The sequence below is a fragment of the Vibrio sp. OPT41 genome (genome assembly GCF_015163595.1).
Taxonomy (GTDB): domain Bacteria; phylum Pseudomonadota; class Gammaproteobacteria; order Enterobacterales; family Vibrionaceae; genus Vibrio; species Vibrio alginolyticus.
Genome location: NZ_JADDYH010000012.1, coordinates 15,673 through 30,888, shown reverse-complemented (window position 1 = coordinate 30,888; position 15,216 = coordinate 15,673). Strand labels below are relative to the sequence as shown.

The following is a 15,216-nucleotide window of genomic DNA, read 5'->3' as shown; positions in this document are numbered from 1 at the left end:
TTAATGAAGGCATTCATCAAATTCATAAGTGTAGCGTTGTTGCTATTTAGCACTTTGGTCAACGCTGACTCAAACGAGGAAGATTACTTACTCGATACTGGCGATACCATTTCCGTGCAGGTCTATGGTGAAGAAGATCTTACGATTAAAAATATTCTAATAACGTCAGATGGCTACTTTGATTACCCCTACCTTGGCCGAATTAAAGCAATCAAAAAAACACCAAAACAACTCAAGTACGAAATAGAAACGGGCTTAAAAGGCGATTATCTCATCAATCCAAAAGTGATGGTCACCATCAATAATTTTCGTCTGTTTTACGTTAATGGCGAAGTCCGGAAACCAGGTGGATTTGAGTACCGTCCAGGGTTAACCATAGAGAAGGCCATCGCTCTAGCAGGCGGCTTGACCGACAGAGCCTCACGCAAAGGCATTAACCTCACCAAGCATAAAACAGGTCAAACGATGGAAGGGGTCAGTATGCACCGCAACGTTGAACCTGGTGACATTGTATTTATTGACCAGAGCTTCTTTTAAGTGACAGGGAATCAAATGAACGGGACTCATCCAAATAATCTCCAGATGAACAAAGTAGAACTGATTCGTTTTGGCCATCACTTCAAAGCGATTAAAAAGAATTGGCTAAGCATCGCAGCATTCACGCTTCTGTTCTCATTAACTTGTACTTGGTATATCTACTCCAAAGCATCGATATACCAAGCTACAGCTACGCTACTCATCCAAGAGGAGCAAAAAAGCGCCCTTTCAATCGAGGAAGTATATGGCGTCGACACGACAAAAAAAGAGTACTTTCAAACGCAAATCGCCATTTTAAAATCGAATCATATTGCAGATAAGGTCATTAGAGAGCTGAACCTCACCCAATTACCTGAGTTCACAAGCTCAGGGGGGTTAAATAAAAAAATCGACCAAATAAAGTCGATTCCTTTTGTTCAAGACCTACTGAATGTGGCACCAAGCCCAAAAGAAACCGCCCAGTTTTCAGAGTCGTATTATCAGGCACTTCAAGCTTTCAGAAGTAAACTCGATATTGAGCCAGTACGTAACACCCAATTAGTCAGAATTCGCTTTCGTTCTACCGATCCTAAGCTTGCGACGACAATCGCCAACGCGGTCGGCCAAGCCTACATTGACGCAAATTTTGAAGCCAAATTGGTCGTTACACAAAATGCGGCTACTTGGTTGACAAATAACTCTCAAAAATTGGAGGAGCGATTACGTAACTCGGAGCAAGCGCTGCAAGAATTCTTGTTAAAAGAAGGGTTGATCGATATAAATGGTATTGATGAAATTTACGCAAATGAGCTAGAAGAACTCACTCGCAAGCTGAATATCGCTATTAATAAGCGTATTGAAGCGCAGACGTTAATCCAACTGTTACGACGTAAATCTTCGCAAAGTTTAGACAGCTTGTTGTCAATTGATGAATTCGCTAATCAAGCGCAAATCCGCGATCTAAAATTGTCGGAAGCACAGGCAGCCAAAAATCTCTCTGAACTGGCACAGCGCTACGGACCTAAGCATGATCGAATGATTCAGGCGAAAGCACAGCTTGCTGAAATTCAATCAAGAACCCAGCAACTCATCCGTGACATTTCCTTCAGTAAGCAACAAGACCTTCTTGCTGCAAAAGCGCAAGAGGACATGCTTCGAGCAGAACTCGATAACAAAAAGTCAGACTTCCAATCGTTAGGGTCACAAAAAGCGCGTTACGAACAGTTAAAACGCGAGGTTGAATCCAATAAGGCACTCTATGAAGCGTTCTTAAATCGTGAGAAAGAGACCAACGCCACCAGCGACTACAAGAATGTCACGGCTCGCTTTACTGATAAAGCCATCATTCCTCTATTCCCGGTGGCACCACAACGAATCAAACTGGTACTGATTGCCACCTTTTTTGGCTTTGCCATTGCTTGCGCTCTAGTCATCATCTTAGAAACGATGCGAGAAGTTATCCGAAGCACAGCCGATGTGCAGGAAAAACTTGGTGTTACGTGTTTAGGTGTGATTCCTATGGTCAAAAAACGCAATTTGCGTAAAAACGGCGTCAGTTATACCGCGTATTTAGATGATGAAGAAAAGCTATTTAGTGAAGCTTGCCGCTCCGTCAGAACCTCGCTTCTGCTCAGATTAACCAACACGAAGCAAAAGATATTGCCCTTTACCTCTGCTATTCCAGAAGAAGGAAAAACATCGACCAGTATCAATATGGCGGTGTCGTTTTCAAAAATGGAAAAGGTGTTGATCATCGACTGCGATTTACGTCGACCTTCCATCGCAAAGCGATTCGGTATTGCTGAATCAAGCCCTGGCTTAACGCATATCCTGACGATGGATACGCCAATCAAAGATTGTATTACACATATAAAAGAAGCCAACTTAGATGTATTACCGGCCGGCCTAATTCCGCCAAACCCACAGGAATTACTGGCTTCTGATCGCTTTAAAAAGTTGCTCGAACATTTTCAAAATAAGTATGACCGGATCATTATCGATACACCGCCCCTACTGTCAGTGAGTGACGCACTTATTCTTGGTCAGTATGCCAATGGTCTGATTACCGTCATTCGCTCAGAATCAACAAAATCATCACTGGTTAACCTTGCGTTATCTAAACAAATACAACACTCAGTTCCATCTCTTGGCGTCTTAATCACACAAGCCAAGGCCAAGGAAGGAGAGACGCTTTATGTCCAGAAATACGCCTACTAACGTAAACCTATCTTGGTACCAAACCTTGAAAAGCCAAGAACAACCGGTATTGATCTATCAAATGGGCAAAGTAGGTTCGAGTGCATTAGAGCATTCCATTCCTAACTCGATTCACTTGCACGACCTTATGACTGTCGATGCGCAAAAACAAATATCCCCTGTTAGAGCGCAATTGCATAAGCCTCAGATCAATGCGTTAAAGCGACGACTAAAGCGCATAACAATGAGCCAAATGTTAAAGCGCAAGAAAAAAGTTCGAATCATCTCGCTGGTGCGTGAACCGATCGGACGAAATGTCTCAATGTTCTTTCAAGCACTTCCTTTTTGGATGGCGGACAAATATCTAAAGGATGACAGCGCAATACGTACCGAACGACCGCAATTACTCCAAGAAGCATTTGATAAGCACATGAATCATCAATATGCGCTGCAGTGGTTTGACAACGAGATCAAACAACTAACAGGGATTGATGTGTTTAACGAGTCTTTTAATCACGAAGTAGGCTATCAAACATACCATAACAATAACTTCTCACTGTTGGTCATTCGAAGTGACAAGCTAACGCAGGCTAACTCCGCAGTTGAAGACTTTTTAGGTTACCCCGTGGATGTTGTTTATGAAAATCAATCAGACAACAAATGGTACTCGCCACTAATGAAAGAATTCAAAACGCAATTTCAACCTACACCCGAGTACGTTGAAGAAATGCTGAATTCTAAATTGACGAAGCACTTTTTCTCAAATGCAGAAATCACCGACCTTAAACAGCAATATCTGACCAATTAATCATGAAAACCAAGATTCTACATATTATCAATGATCTTTCTCAGAACGGCGGTGCTCAGAAGTTCTTAGTCGACCTTGTTTTAGAACATAAGCCTGAATACGAAATCAAAATTTTGGTCTTGTGTGATGAAAATGATTACTTACCAATGCTATCCGCCCAAGGCATAGAGTGTTTTAACTGGCGCACATTGCCATTGAGTGAGAAATTCTCTTTGCTGCGTTGGCCGGATGTCGTTCACGGGCACCTCTACCCTTCCATTTACCTAGCGCTATTGGCGGTAGGTAAAAAACGAATCCAGACTGAGCACTGTTCTTATAACCGTCGACGTGACTATCCGCTGTTTAAGTTCATGGAATACGTCTTATATTGGGGCCACGACTTGACAGTCAGTATTAGTGAAAAAGTACAAGATGAACTGGTGAAGTTCATGCCTCGCTATCAACATAAATATCACGTGGTGCACAATGGCGTTGATTTAAAAAGGTTTTCTATGACGCCAAGATTCGCCAGCCACCTAATCGACAAACCAGTTATCAAGATTGGAATGGTGGGCCGACTTCACCAACATAAAGACCATGAAACGCTTATCCAAGCACTTATCCATTTACCAAGACGATACGAACTCCACCTTGCGGGAGATGGAGAAAAAAAATCGTCACTGCAAGCATTGGCAACAAAAATCAACGTCGCGCAACGTGTTCACTTTCATGGCGTAGTTTCAGACGTTCCAGCCTTTTTGAACGACATGGATATTTACGTGCAATCGTCGCACGTCGAAGGCTTTGGTTTGGCGGCGGTTGAGGCGATGGCAGCAGGCTTACCCGTACTATCGTCGGACGTACCTGGTTTGGATGACGTCACCGGACGTGCCGAATATTTATTTCAAGTTGGTAACGCCACTGAACTGAGCCAAAAAGTGCTCCAGCTATGTGAAAGTGTTGAGCGGTACGACGCTGCAAGTCAATACTCAGTCAATAGGGCCTCTCTCTACACCATCGATAAATTTCGTGAAGGTTACTATGGAATCTACCAGCAGCTTTGCGCCAACAAATAGTTCCGCGCCATCGAGCCATCGCGCCTCATTGCTTGCAGCATGCCTATTAGCATTGTTCTTTATTCCAATGAAGTTTCGTGCTGGAGGAATAGCGCTAGCCCCATCTGACATCGCAAGCCTTTTGTCTATTGGTTTTACTGCATTAGTGGTATTGGAAGGAAAAGCTGAAAAACTCATGCATCCCTGTATGGGGTTCCTCGTATTGTTCACTGGGTATGTGTTCATAAATGGTCTGCTAAATCGCGTCCCTTTAATGCCGCTAGTTATAGAAACTGTGCAATGGTTAGCGATTTTGTGCCTACTGAGCCTAATGTACGCCTATGGCGTGTTTGATGACGAACGGGTAATGGTATATTTCACGTATCTGTTGTTTTTCATCTGTACGCTCGTTGCCTTATGGCACTTTGCTCAGGGCTATCAAAGCGGGTTTAAGTTACTCGGGGTAAGTAAATACGGGTTCGGTGTACTGTGCTCACTACTGTACCTTTATCGAGATAAAATTCGCGCTTTCCACCTTTTGACGCTCGTAGCTTTAGTATTACTGGTGTTGTCACAAGAAAGAAAAGCGCTACTTGGTTTTTGTCTGCTTTTCTTCTTTGACCAACTGCTCGTAAAAAACTTAATGAAAAAATCGCTCAGCGAAACGTACACGTGGGCGATTTTATTAGCCTTGAGCTTCATTGTGTTTACTGCCGTCACAACCACACTCTACGTTGGGTTTGAAACTCTAGCAGACACATTGGAAATAACCCAAGAAGACGTCTTATTTGCCAACCAAAGTGAAGCCCGCTGGGTATCGAATCTTCATAGAAAACTTTTACTTGCCAATGGGCTAGATATTTTACTTCAACACCCAGTGTTAGGTGTCGGCGCGAAAATGTTACCCAACTTTATGATCAGTTACTTTAACTATGATGAGCTGGCGATCTACACCCACAACTTTGTGTTAGATACCGCAATTGAATACGGATTGCTTGGTATTGGTCTGCTGTTTGGTGGTTATTTTCTTTTTATTCGCTTTTGCTTCCGTAGTCTTAATGAAAACAGAAAAAGCCTATTACTTGCGATATACGCCCTCATCATGGTGTTTTTCGTTGCGGTAAACACCACCATAATTTTAATACTCTTGTTACCCGTCATGATCAGCATGAGCAACGACTCAAGGGCCATTGCTCATACTTTTCCGGTAAACCATCTCCACGAATATGAATAATCAAGGATAGGATAGGATAGATGAAGTATTCAATCTCTCGACAATTTGAAAAGAACCGAGAACTCCAAGCTGATAATTTTGTTTTAGTTTACCAAATGGGCAAAGTTGGCTCCTCATCAATTGAGCACACGCTAGGGGAGAAAAATATCCCGAGCTATCACATCCACACCTTTGATGATCACGAAGAATTTCACATGTATCACAATAAAAAAGACGTGAGTAAATTCTTCGACTTCCGAAACCGCGCACTCTATCGCTTAGTGCTCAAGCAGCGAAAACGTATCTTACAAAAACGCGAGCAGATTAAAATCGTTACTCTGGTCCGCGATCCAATCGCAACTGTCTTTTCTCGCTTCTTTCAAGATCTCCATTTGCAATTTATCGAAGGCAAAAAGAACGATGCAATTCACCGAGATATGGAAGTCACGTATCAGCACCTCGAGCATTGTTTTGATAACTATATCAATCTCAACTATTTTGCGGACTGGTTCGACAACGAGTTAAAGCGTAATTTCAATATCGATGTGATGCGCCAAGAGCTGGACAACACTCAACCTTTCTTCACATTCCAGAACGATCAGGCCAACGTCATGCTAATCAAATGCGAACAGCTCAGTTCTCTTGATAAAGAAATCGGTGAGTTTCTTGAGTTGCAAGACTTCGTGCTGAAAAACAGTAACGAAGCGAAAAACAAGTGGTACTCCAATATCCACCAACACTTTAAGAATCACTACGACTTCTCAAAACTGTTCTATATGTACGATCTTCCCTTGTATCGCCACGTTTATTCAGAGCAAGAGCGTGATGCTTTTAAACACAAATGGATGCAAACACCAGGGACAAAATCATCATGAAGAAAGTACTCCATGTTACAGAAGCGTTTGGAGGTGGCGTTCAAACCGCCCTCTATAGTTATGTTCACTCATCCAGAGACGAGCCTTACCAGCATTTCTTGCTAGCCAGAGCCCGAGAAAACGACTTGACCAATGAGAACAACCACCACATTTTCGTACAGACAAAGTGGGTAGAAGGCGGCTTGCTTCAATTTATTCGCGATGCAAACCACATGATTGCATCACTTGGTCCCGACGTCGTGCATTTGCACTCGAGTAAAGCAGGATTTCTCGGCCGATTTCTAAAGCTTGGCAAGGCACGCTTGGTTTACACACCGCACTGTTATGCCTTCGAACGTGAAGATATCTCAGAGCTTGCACGCCAGATCTATAAAGCACTAGAGAAAGTAAAACTGAGCAAAATTGATGTGGTTGCAGGCTGTAGCCAACGAGAGTGTGACCTAGCCATTAGCATTGGTGCGAAACGTGCCGAACTGCTCAATAACTACGTGTCTTATCAAAGTGAAGATCGTATAGAGCGAAACAAGCAAGAAGCGCTGAAGCTCGTTGTACTTGGTCGTGTCGCGCCCCAAAAAGATCCTCAGTTTCTTATCAGCACATTGCAGTTCCTTAATCGGTATGCGCTTAACCGCCCGATAGAGATCACATGGATAGGTGGCGGTGACCAAGTACTCGAACAGAAATTACGTACTGAAAATGTGGATGTAACGGGTATGCTGCCTCGCGATGAGGTAGTTGAAAAGCTCAAGGGTTCAGACCTTTATCTACATACTGCAGCATGGGAAGGGATGCCGTTAACCATTCTAGAAGCATCCAAGTTACATCTTCCTATGGTTATTCGGACCATCGGCGCAACCAAAGATCTCAACTACCCGTTTTTAGCGCTCACACCTGAAAAAATGGCCAAGCAGATCGCGCATTGTGTCAATCATTATGAAGAGATCGATTTTCGCCAGTATACAGCAGAATTAAACGATGCCTTCAGTGAAGAAAAGCAGCGCCTCGCACTCAATAAACTTTACGGTTAAATGCCCCTATGTTTCACACTGTTCAACAAAAATTACTGTTGATGCCCAGCGGTAAAAAAAGCTTGTTATCTACCGGATTAAAAACCGCAATCACGCGTGTGTTGAGTGCGCTATTTGCTTTTTTACTGACTCTGATTGTATCGAAGACCAGTGACGCTTCGACGGCCGGTCAATTTTTCTTTTTATTCAACCTAGTCTCGCTACTCGCTATCGTTTCTCAGCTAGGTTTTGATGTTTCGTTAGTTCGTTACAATGCGATCGCTTTTAATAACAAAGAGAAGCTTGAACAAAGCCAAAACTATAAAACCGCACTTTATCGAAGTATGGCATTTTGCCTGCTCGCCATTGGCGTTTTGTTGGCAGGATTTAATCTGTTTCCAGAGCAGCTAAACCAGACTCAATCACCAATGTATGCGATTATTTTATGCTTGCTTTGCATACCTTTCTTGGTGCTTGCGCAAACCAACAGTCGGGTGCTTCAAGCATGTAGAAAAGTTGTATCATCTCTGTTTGCGTTGCAGCTTGGGGTAAGCATGTTGATGGTCATTTTTGTCTTTGCCCTAGACTATATCGGTCAGCAAAATATCAACAATCTAATGACCGCACTGCTTTTAGCGAGCATAGGTGTCGCGGTCATATCTAGTGCCAATTGGCTTGGCTCAGATCAATATCAAACATCGGCTTTCGTACCAAACAAAAAAATGGTCGCTTCTGCCAAGCAAGTCTGGGTTGGCAGTATCTTCACGAATGTTCTTCAGTGGGGAAGCCTTGTTATTGCGGGCTTTTTTATCTCAACAGCGGAACTCGGTTTGTTAGCCGCAGCCCAACGCACATCACTACTGATTGGCTTCGTGCTGATTACCATTAACTTTGTGGTCGCCCCGATGTTTGCGTCTCTCTACAAAGAGCGCCAAATGCGCAAACTGCAGAATCTGAGCCGCTTGGCGTGCCGAGCCAATGTTGGTTTAGCGATTGTACCCGTAATTATTTGCACCCTCTTCCCCGAGTTTGTAATGCAACTTTTTGGTGGGGAGTTTCTCGCCGCGGCACCACTATTAGTCGTCCTTTCTCTGGGGCAGTTAGTCAATGTTGCGACTGGTTCAGTAGGTTTTTTATTATTAATGAGCGGTCATGAGAGAACCATGAAATACATTACAATTTCCTCAGGTATGGTGTCTATCTGCCTACTTGTTACGCTTTGCCAAATGTTTGGGGTGATTGGTGCAGCGTGGGCAATGGCAATTGGCATGGCTATCCAGAATTTAGCAGCACTGTATTTTGTAAAACGTTACTTAGGCTTCTTTCCAATAGGTTAATTATGGCTTTAATACTGGCACGCACGAGTTTTGTTTTAGTCCTGACGCTAACCGCTTCACTCTCTCTGTGGAAAAGCTCTGACTTACACCATACTGCTTACCTGCAAATGGAAACCTACTTAGGCGGTTCGAGTACGCTTCACTTTACTTTCAGTTTATTGATCGGCTTTTTATCGGTCTTCACGTTCCCTTCTCTGGTGAGCTCGAATAAAACCGACGTTTTTGGAATTCGTCTTTTGCTACTGCTGTTAGCTATCGTTTCAATGGAAGAAATAAGCCAACTTTTCATTCCAAATCGATCATTTAGTTTTGATGATCTCAGCACCAACTGGATAGGCGTTATCTCAGGTTACTTTAGTGCCAAGTTAATTCGCTTCATCCGCACTCGATCGTTCTAGTAATACAGGAATCTCTGGGGGATTTGGGTATATAATTACGCCAAACAACCAGACTAACGAGTACATCATGCCATCTCATCCAACCAAGATTACTTTTTTTGAATTCTTAACCCCGTTGATCACGTCAGGCAAAAAGACGATAACGATTCGAGATGAATCAGAAAGCCATTACGTTCCCAATACAGAAGTCGAAGTTTTTACCTTAGAAACGGATCGTAAAGTCTGCGATATCAAGATACGTTCTGTAGAACCACTTCACTTTGAAGATATTAATGAGTTTCATGCAGAACAAGAAGCCATCGAACTACCAAAACTCAAGCAGTTAATTCGAGAAATCTACCCAAATACCGACACGCTATTTGTTATTGAGTATGAGCTGATTAAATAACCCACAACAAAGGCTAGACGACTGGTCTAATTCATTCTATAGTACACTTCATGAACGCAAAGACGAATGACACACGCCAACATATTCTCGACGTCGGATACGAGTTGATCGTAAACCGAGGGTTCACGAGTGTTGGTCTTTCAGAGCTATTAAAAAAGGCCGCAGTGCCAAAAGGCTCGTTTTATCATTACTTCAAGTCCAAAGAACAATTTGGTGAAGCGATGATTCAAGACTACTTTACTAAGTATTTTGAGCGTTTAAACGCACGCTTTACCAATACTGAACTGAGTGGCTACCAACGCCTAATGAGCTATTTCGAAGAAATGGTCAAAGTAGAAGACGACGTGTGTAATGCGAACAAATGTTTATTGGTTAAGTTAAGTGCAGAAGTCTCCGATCTCTCTGAGTCAATGCGCTTGGCATTACGCCAAGGAGCAGACAAAACCATTCAAGCGATAGCGGATTGCATTGACATCGGCATTAAAGATGGCTCAATCCCCAATGGTGACAGTGCGTTATTAGCAAGGCAGATATACTACCTTTGGAATGGCGCTAGCTTGCTGAACAAACTTTATCAAGATCAGGCAGCATTGACGCAAAGTCTGACCTATACTCAACACTTACTGCAGAATACGCGCACTTGCCCATAACGGGCGGCGTGGAAGCAGAATGAACACCCTACACACGTTTCACTGTCAGAAAAAGCGTCAGTGTTAACACAGTAAACCTTCCCGCTTTACATAAGCGGGATATTTTGAAACAAATACTAGACGACCGGTCTAATCAACAAGTGAGATAGATATGACTAACGCAACAAATCGCAGAATCGTACTCGCGTCACGTCCCCATGGTGCACCGACACAAGAAAACTTTCGTTTAGAAGAGGTAACGAAACCGACTCCGAAAGAGGGTGAAATGCTATTGAGAACGGTTTATTTATCTCTAGATCCATACATGCGTGGTCGCATGAGTGATGCCGAATCATACGCTGACCCTGTTGCAATTGATGACGTAATGGTCGGTGGTACAGTTTGTCAGGTAGAAGCATCAAACCACCCAGATTACGAAGCAGGTGAATGGGTTCTTGCCTACACTGTTGGCTGGCAAGACTACGCTATCTCAACTGGTGAGATGGTCATTAAACTTGGTAAAGAACCGCAAAATCCTTCTTACGCGCTAGGTGTTGCAGGAATGCCTGGCTTTACCGCGTACATGGGTTTACTCGACATTGGTCAGCCAAAACCAGGGGAAACCATCGTGGTAGCAGCTGCTACGGGGCCTGTAGGCGCAACAGTTGGTCAAATTGGTAAAATCAAAGGTTGCCGAGTTGTTGGTATAGCAGGCGGAGAAGAAAAATGCCGTTACGCTAAAGAGGTGCTTGGCTTCGATGAGTGTATTGATCACAAAGCTGAAGACTTTGCAGAACAACTGAGAAATGCCTGTGACAAAGGTATCGATGTTTACTTCGAAAACGTAGGTGGCAAAGTATTCGAGGCTGTAATGCCACTTCTGAATACAAACGCGCGTATCCCACTTTGTGGTTTGATTTCTCAGTACAACGCGACAGAGCTGCCTGAAGGTACCGACCACCTTCCATTACTAATGGGTAAGCTCCTGACCAAACGAATCAAGGTGCAAGGCTTCATCATTTTTGATGATTACGGACATCGTTACGGTGAATTTGCGCAAGATATTAATCAATGGTTGGCAGAAGGAAAGATCCAATACCGCGAACATCTAGTACAAGGACTGGATAATGCGCCAGAAGCATTCATCGGTCTGTTGGAAGGTAAGAATTTCGGCAAACTTGTAGTACAGATTAACGACCCATTATAAAAAGGGATATGTAAATGATTAAACTTCACCACCTCAATCAGTCTCGTTCAAAGCGCATCATTTGGTTACTTGAAGAGCTAGATGTAAATTACGAAATTGTACCCTATGTCCGTGATTCCGTGACCTTCATGGCACCGCCAGAACTAAAAAGTGTTCACCCATTAGGAAAGTCACCTGTTCTTGAAGATAACGGCGAGATTATCATTGAGTCAGGTGCAATGACCGAATATTTGATTGAGAAATACAGTGACGGAGCCTTTGCTCCTGAGCGCGGTACAAAAGCACACACAGAATATTTGCAATGGATGCACTTTGCAGAAAGCTCTGCAATTTTACCTATGCTGCTAAAAATCTTCGTAAGTAAAGAGCCAAATGAAACTCAGTTTTTATCAGGCTATGCCGACAAGGAAGCAATGAATGTACTAGGCTACTTCGAGCAATCCTTAGAAGGCAAAACTTACCTAGTAGAAGAGCGTCTGACTGGCGCTGACATCATGATGTCTTTCATTGTCGAATTGGTTCAAAAGTTTGGTTTAGTTAATCACTTCCCTAATATTGAACGTTATGGGAAACAGCTCGCGACACACCCAGCATTTGCAAAAGCTGAACAACTTGAAGTGAAGTACTCTTAATTACTTCCCCCCTTTCGCCCCTTTGATGACACGTAAAACTTCATTTAAGGGGCGATATTACTAGCATCGCAGACACGCTAACTGGATAGCGCTCCCCCCAGTCAATCGCTTTCGAGAACGCCGATTGTTATGTCAATCAAGCTAATGTAGTAAATTTCTGATTCTAATATAGTTTCGACCATAGTCACCATCTATTGAATTGATAAGCAATATCAGTTTTCTCCCCCAGCTTTTCCGTAATAACCTCCTCTACAGTTTCTAAGGTATTGAACCCTGGAGGGGGAAGAAAAATGACAAACAAGAAATTGACTACAGCAGCAGGCTGCCCTGTCGCACATAACCAAAACGTTATGACTGCAGGTCCTCGTGGCCCTCAACTATTACAAGACGTTTGGTTCCTTGAAAAATTGGCACACTTTGACCGCGAAGTGATCCCTGAGCGTCGTATGCACGCAAAAGGTTCTGGTGCTTACGGTACGTTCACAGTAACGCACGACATCACAAAATACACTCGCGCTAAGATCTTCTCTGACATCGGCAAAAAAACAGAACTATTCGCTCGCTTCACTACTGTAGCTGGTGAGCGCGGTGCAGCAGACGCAGAACGTGACATCCGTGGTTTCGCACTAAAATTCTATACTGAAGAAGGTAACTGGGACTTGGTTGGTAACAACACACCAGTATTCTTCCTACGTGACCCACTAAAATTCCCAGACCTAAACCACGCAGTAAAACGCGACCCTCGCACTAACATGCGTAGCTCTACCAACAACTGGGATTTCTGGACATCACTACCAGAAGCATTCCACCAAGTGACTATCGTAATGAGTGACCGTGGTATCCCAGCTTCTTACCGTCATATGCATGGGTTTGGTAGCCACACATTCAGCTTCATCAACTCAGAAAACGAGCGTTACTGGGTGAAATTCCACTTCAAAACTCAGCAAGGCATCAAGAACCTGACTGACCAAGAAGCAGAAGCGATCGTAGGTAAAGACCGCGAAAGCCATCACCGTGACCTTTACGAAGCGATTGAGCGCCAAGACTTCCCTAAATGGAAGATGTACGTACAGATCATGCCTGAGCTAGAAGCGGATGAAGTCAACTTCAACCCATTCGACCTAACACGTGTATGGTCTCAAAAAGATTACCCACTGATCCCAGTTGGTGAGTTCGAACTGAACCGTAACCCAGAAAACTTCTACGCAGAAGTTGAGCAATCAGCGTTCAACCCAGCTGCAGTCGTACCTGGTATCGGCTTCTCTCCAGATAAAATGCTACAAGGTCGTCTGTTCGCTTACGGCGATGCTCAGCGTTACCGTCTAGGTGTGAACCATCATCAAATCCCAGTGAACGCACCTCGTTGCCCTGTTCACAGCTACCACCGTGATGGCGCAATGCGCGTTGATGGCAACTTTGGTTCAACACTGGGTTACGAGCCAAACTACAAACAAGAATGGGCAGAGCAACCAGATTACTCTGAGCCACCTCTACGCATCAATGGCAACGCTGATCACTACGATCATCGTGTAGACGAAGACTACTTCAGCCAAGCGGGTGACCTATTCCGTCTGATGAGCGAAGAGCAACGTCAAACTCTGTTCGATAACACAGCTCGCGCAATGGACGGTGTGCCAGAGTTCATCCAACAGCGCCACGTTCAACACGCATACCAAGCGGACGAAGCGTACGGCAAAGGTCTTGAAATTGCACTAGGCTTAAACAAGTAAGCGAACGCTGCAATCATTACACTGCGTGATTTAAAGACGAAAAAGGAGGTACTCTACAGCACCTCCTGATTTCAAATCACTAATCCTTAATCACAAGTCACAAAACATGCTCAAGGTGATTCATTATGATTAACTTAGATTTCTTTAAGCTCTTTGATACCAAAGAACTGTTTATCTATTACTGATTCATCAACTACTGATTTTTAGCGACCGCTTTGATCAGTACTGATGTATCCATGCGACCTAAACCATCACGTTGAAGGTCTGCGTATTGCTCATCCACTTTCTTAGTCAGTGGAAGTTCTAGACCCACTCGCTCAGCTTCTTGCAGACAGAAACCTAAGTCTTTGCGCATCCAATCAATAGCGAAGCCAAAATCGAACTTGTCTTCAGCCATCGTATTTGCGCGGTTTTCCATCTGCCAAGAACCTGCAGCGCCATGCTTAAGTGTTTCTACAACTTGAGCGATGTCCAAGCCTGATTTTTGTGCCAGCAACAAAGCTTCACTCAGCCCTTGTAAAACGCCACCAATACAGATTTGGTTTACCATCTTACAGCGTTGACCCTGACCGTTTTCACCCAGTAGTGTCATCTGCTTCGCGTACACATCCATCGCCGGAGACACACGGTCAAAAATGCTTTGTTCACCACCACACATGATGGTTAGAACACCATTTTCTGCGCCCGCTTGACCACCAGAAACTGGCGCATCAATAAAGTGATTACCGTACTTAACACACGCTTCAGCCAGCTCAACCGCTAGGTCTGCAGAAGTTGTCGTGTGATCGACTAGCACTGCGTCCGCTTTCAAGCCGACCAGAATGCCCTCTTCACCGTAAACAACGCTACGAACGTCATCATCATTACCCACACAGGTAAAAACGATGTCACAGCCTTCCGCCGCTTCACGTGGTGTTTCACAAGCTACGCCTTGGTATTCTTCAGCCCATTTGTCGGCTTTCGCTTTTGTGCGGTTGTATACTTTGGTTTCAAAGCCCGCTTTACTTAGGTAACCAGCCATTGGGTATCCCATCACACCCAGACCAATAAATGCTACTCGTTGTTTTTCCATTGCACGCTTCCCTTAGTTCACCTGACTGAAATGTTTCGTAACATGCTACTAAAGAATTGAAATCATTACTCGTGATTTCTCTTTCCACGGTCTCGATGATCCAGTATTTCAGTTCGTTTATTGCGCCTTCTACACCCCTTTACTTGACGATTAGCATAACAGTCAAAGCACTTA

Annotated in this window: 15 protein-coding genes; 14 read left to right on the top strand and 1 reads right to left on the bottom strand. The window is 43.8% G+C overall.

Annotated elements, in window-relative coordinates; genetic code table 11:
* The first annotated feature begins 3 nt into the window (after positions 1–3).
* The 14 genes from IQP38_RS02760 to IQP38_RS02695 all read left to right on the top strand — a co-directional run bounded on the left by IQP38_RS02760 (position 4) and on the right by IQP38_RS02695 (position 13,970).
* The gene (locus IQP38_RS02760; RefSeq protein ID WP_017635285.1) at positions 4–537 is read left to right on the top strand and encodes a polysaccharide biosynthesis/export family protein; all 534 of its coding nucleotides are present in this window, start codon (positions 4–6) and stop codon (positions 535–537) included.
* A gap of 15 nt (positions 538–552) precedes the next feature.
* The gene (locus IQP38_RS02755) at positions 553–2,733 is read left to right on the top strand and encodes a GumC family protein (protein WP_193837292.1); all 2,181 of its coding nucleotides are present in this window, start codon (positions 553–555) and stop codon (positions 2,731–2,733) included.
* Complete coding sequence (locus tag IQP38_RS02750) at positions 2,711–3,520, top strand: putative capsular polysaccharide synthesis family protein (RefSeq protein WP_017635287.1); 810 nt, start codon at positions 2,711–2,713, stop codon at positions 3,518–3,520. Before IQP38_RS02755 ends, IQP38_RS02750 begins: the two co-directional genes overlap by 23 nt.
* 2 nt (positions 3,521–3,522) lie before the next feature.
* Positions 3,523–4,575 (top strand): glycosyltransferase, encoded by a 1,053-nt coding sequence (locus IQP38_RS02745; protein WP_005375260.1) that lies wholly within the window; start codon positions 3,523–3,525, stop codon positions 4,573–4,575.
* The gene (locus tag IQP38_RS02740; protein ID WP_017635288.1) at positions 4,541–5,788 is read left to right on the top strand and encodes an O-antigen ligase family protein; all 1,248 of its coding nucleotides are present in this window, start codon (positions 4,541–4,543) and stop codon (positions 5,786–5,788) included. The genes IQP38_RS02745 and IQP38_RS02740 overlap by 35 nt, the downstream gene beginning before the upstream one ends.
* A gap of 20 nt (positions 5,789–5,808) precedes the next feature.
* Complete coding sequence (locus IQP38_RS02735; RefSeq protein WP_005375258.1) at positions 5,809–6,642, top strand: putative capsular polysaccharide synthesis family protein; 834 nt, start codon at positions 5,809–5,811, stop codon at positions 6,640–6,642.
* Positions 6,639–7,670: a glycosyltransferase family 4 protein gene (locus tag IQP38_RS02730; protein WP_017635290.1), complete on the top strand. Its 1,032-nt coding sequence runs from the start codon at positions 6,639–6,641 to the stop codon at positions 7,668–7,670. Before IQP38_RS02735 ends, IQP38_RS02730 begins: the two co-directional genes overlap by 4 nt.
* Before the next feature lie 8 nt (positions 7,671–7,678).
* On the top strand, positions 7,679–8,986 hold the full coding sequence (locus IQP38_RS02725) for an oligosaccharide flippase family protein (RefSeq protein WP_017635291.1): 1,308 nt from the start codon (positions 7,679–7,681) through the stop codon (positions 8,984–8,986).
* Positions 8,987–8,988: 2 nt separating this feature from the next.
* Positions 8,989–9,384 (top strand): VanZ family protein, encoded by a 396-nt coding sequence (locus tag IQP38_RS02720; protein ID WP_017635292.1) that lies wholly within the window; start codon positions 8,989–8,991, stop codon positions 9,382–9,384.
* Between the two features lie 67 nt (positions 9,385–9,451).
* Entirely contained in the window at positions 9,452–9,772 is a 321-nt protein-coding gene (yqfB, locus tag IQP38_RS02715) for a N(4)-acetylcytidine aminohydrolase (protein WP_005385855.1), read from the top strand.
* Positions 9,773–9,822: 50 nt separating this feature from the next.
* Positions 9,823–10,422 (top strand): TetR/AcrR family transcriptional regulator, encoded by a 600-nt coding sequence (locus IQP38_RS02710; RefSeq protein ID WP_017635293.1) that lies wholly within the window; start codon positions 9,823–9,825, stop codon positions 10,420–10,422.
* Between the two features lie 151 nt (positions 10,423–10,573).
* The gene (locus tag IQP38_RS02705) at positions 10,574–11,608 is read left to right on the top strand and encodes an NADP-dependent oxidoreductase (protein WP_017635294.1); all 1,035 of its coding nucleotides are present in this window, start codon (positions 10,574–10,576) and stop codon (positions 11,606–11,608) included.
* Between the two features lie 14 nt (positions 11,609–11,622).
* Positions 11,623–12,240: a glutathione S-transferase family protein gene (locus IQP38_RS02700; protein ID WP_005375238.1), complete on the top strand. Its 618-nt coding sequence runs from the start codon at positions 11,623–11,625 to the stop codon at positions 12,238–12,240.
* Between the two features lie 290 nt (positions 12,241–12,530).
* Positions 12,531–13,970, top strand: coding sequence for a catalase (locus IQP38_RS02695; RefSeq protein WP_017635295.1), 1,440 nt, complete (start codon positions 12,531–12,533; stop codon positions 13,968–13,970).
* A gap of 193 nt (positions 13,971–14,163) precedes the next feature.
* On the opposite strand, the gene IQP38_RS02690 is transcribed toward IQP38_RS02695, so the two are convergent.
* Complete coding sequence (locus IQP38_RS02690) at positions 14,164–15,042, bottom strand: NAD(P)-dependent oxidoreductase (protein WP_017821261.1); 879 nt, start codon at positions 15,040–15,042, stop codon at positions 14,164–14,166.
* Positions 15,043–15,216 lie beyond the last annotated feature (174 nt).

Excerpts from the sequence above, each read along its gene's own strand:
- IQP38_RS02760 (WP_017635285.1), top strand. The coding sequence starts at position 4 with ATGAAGGCATTCATCAAATTCATAAGTGTAGCGTTGTTGCTATTTAGC.
- IQP38_RS02755 (WP_193837292.1), top strand. The coding sequence starts at position 553 with ATGAACGGGACTCATCCAAATAATCTCCAGATGAACAAAGTAGAACTG.
- IQP38_RS02750 (WP_017635287.1), top strand. The coding sequence starts at position 2,711 with ATGTCCAGAAATACGCCTACTAACGTAAACCTATCTTGGTACCAAACC.
- IQP38_RS02745 (WP_005375260.1), top strand. The coding sequence starts at position 3,523 with ATGAAAACCAAGATTCTACATATTATCAATGATCTTTCTCAGAACGGC.
- IQP38_RS02740 (WP_017635288.1), top strand. The coding sequence starts at position 4,541 with ATGGAATCTACCAGCAGCTTTGCGCCAACAAATAGTTCCGCGCCATCG.
- IQP38_RS02735 (WP_005375258.1), top strand. The coding sequence starts at position 5,809 with ATGAAGTATTCAATCTCTCGACAATTTGAAAAGAACCGAGAACTCCAA.
- IQP38_RS02730 (WP_017635290.1), top strand. The coding sequence starts at position 6,639 with ATGAAGAAAGTACTCCATGTTACAGAAGCGTTTGGAGGTGGCGTTCAA.
- IQP38_RS02725 (WP_017635291.1), top strand. The coding sequence starts at position 7,679 with ATGTTTCACACTGTTCAACAAAAATTACTGTTGATGCCCAGCGGTAAA.
- IQP38_RS02720 (WP_017635292.1), top strand. The coding sequence starts at position 8,989 with ATGGCTTTAATACTGGCACGCACGAGTTTTGTTTTAGTCCTGACGCTA.
- yqfB (WP_005385855.1), top strand. The coding sequence starts at position 9,452 with ATGCCATCTCATCCAACCAAGATTACTTTTTTTGAATTCTTAACCCCG.
- IQP38_RS02710 (WP_017635293.1), top strand. The coding sequence starts at position 9,823 with ATGAACGCAAAGACGAATGACACACGCCAACATATTCTCGACGTCGGA.
- IQP38_RS02705 (WP_017635294.1), top strand. The coding sequence starts at position 10,574 with ATGACTAACGCAACAAATCGCAGAATCGTACTCGCGTCACGTCCCCAT.
- IQP38_RS02700 (WP_005375238.1), top strand. The coding sequence starts at position 11,623 with ATGATTAAACTTCACCACCTCAATCAGTCTCGTTCAAAGCGCATCATT.
- IQP38_RS02695 (WP_017635295.1), top strand. The coding sequence starts at position 12,531 with ATGACAAACAAGAAATTGACTACAGCAGCAGGCTGCCCTGTCGCACAT.
- IQP38_RS02690 (WP_017821261.1), bottom strand. The coding sequence starts at position 15,042 with ATGGAAAAACAACGAGTAGCATTTATTGGTCTGGGTGTGATGGGATAC.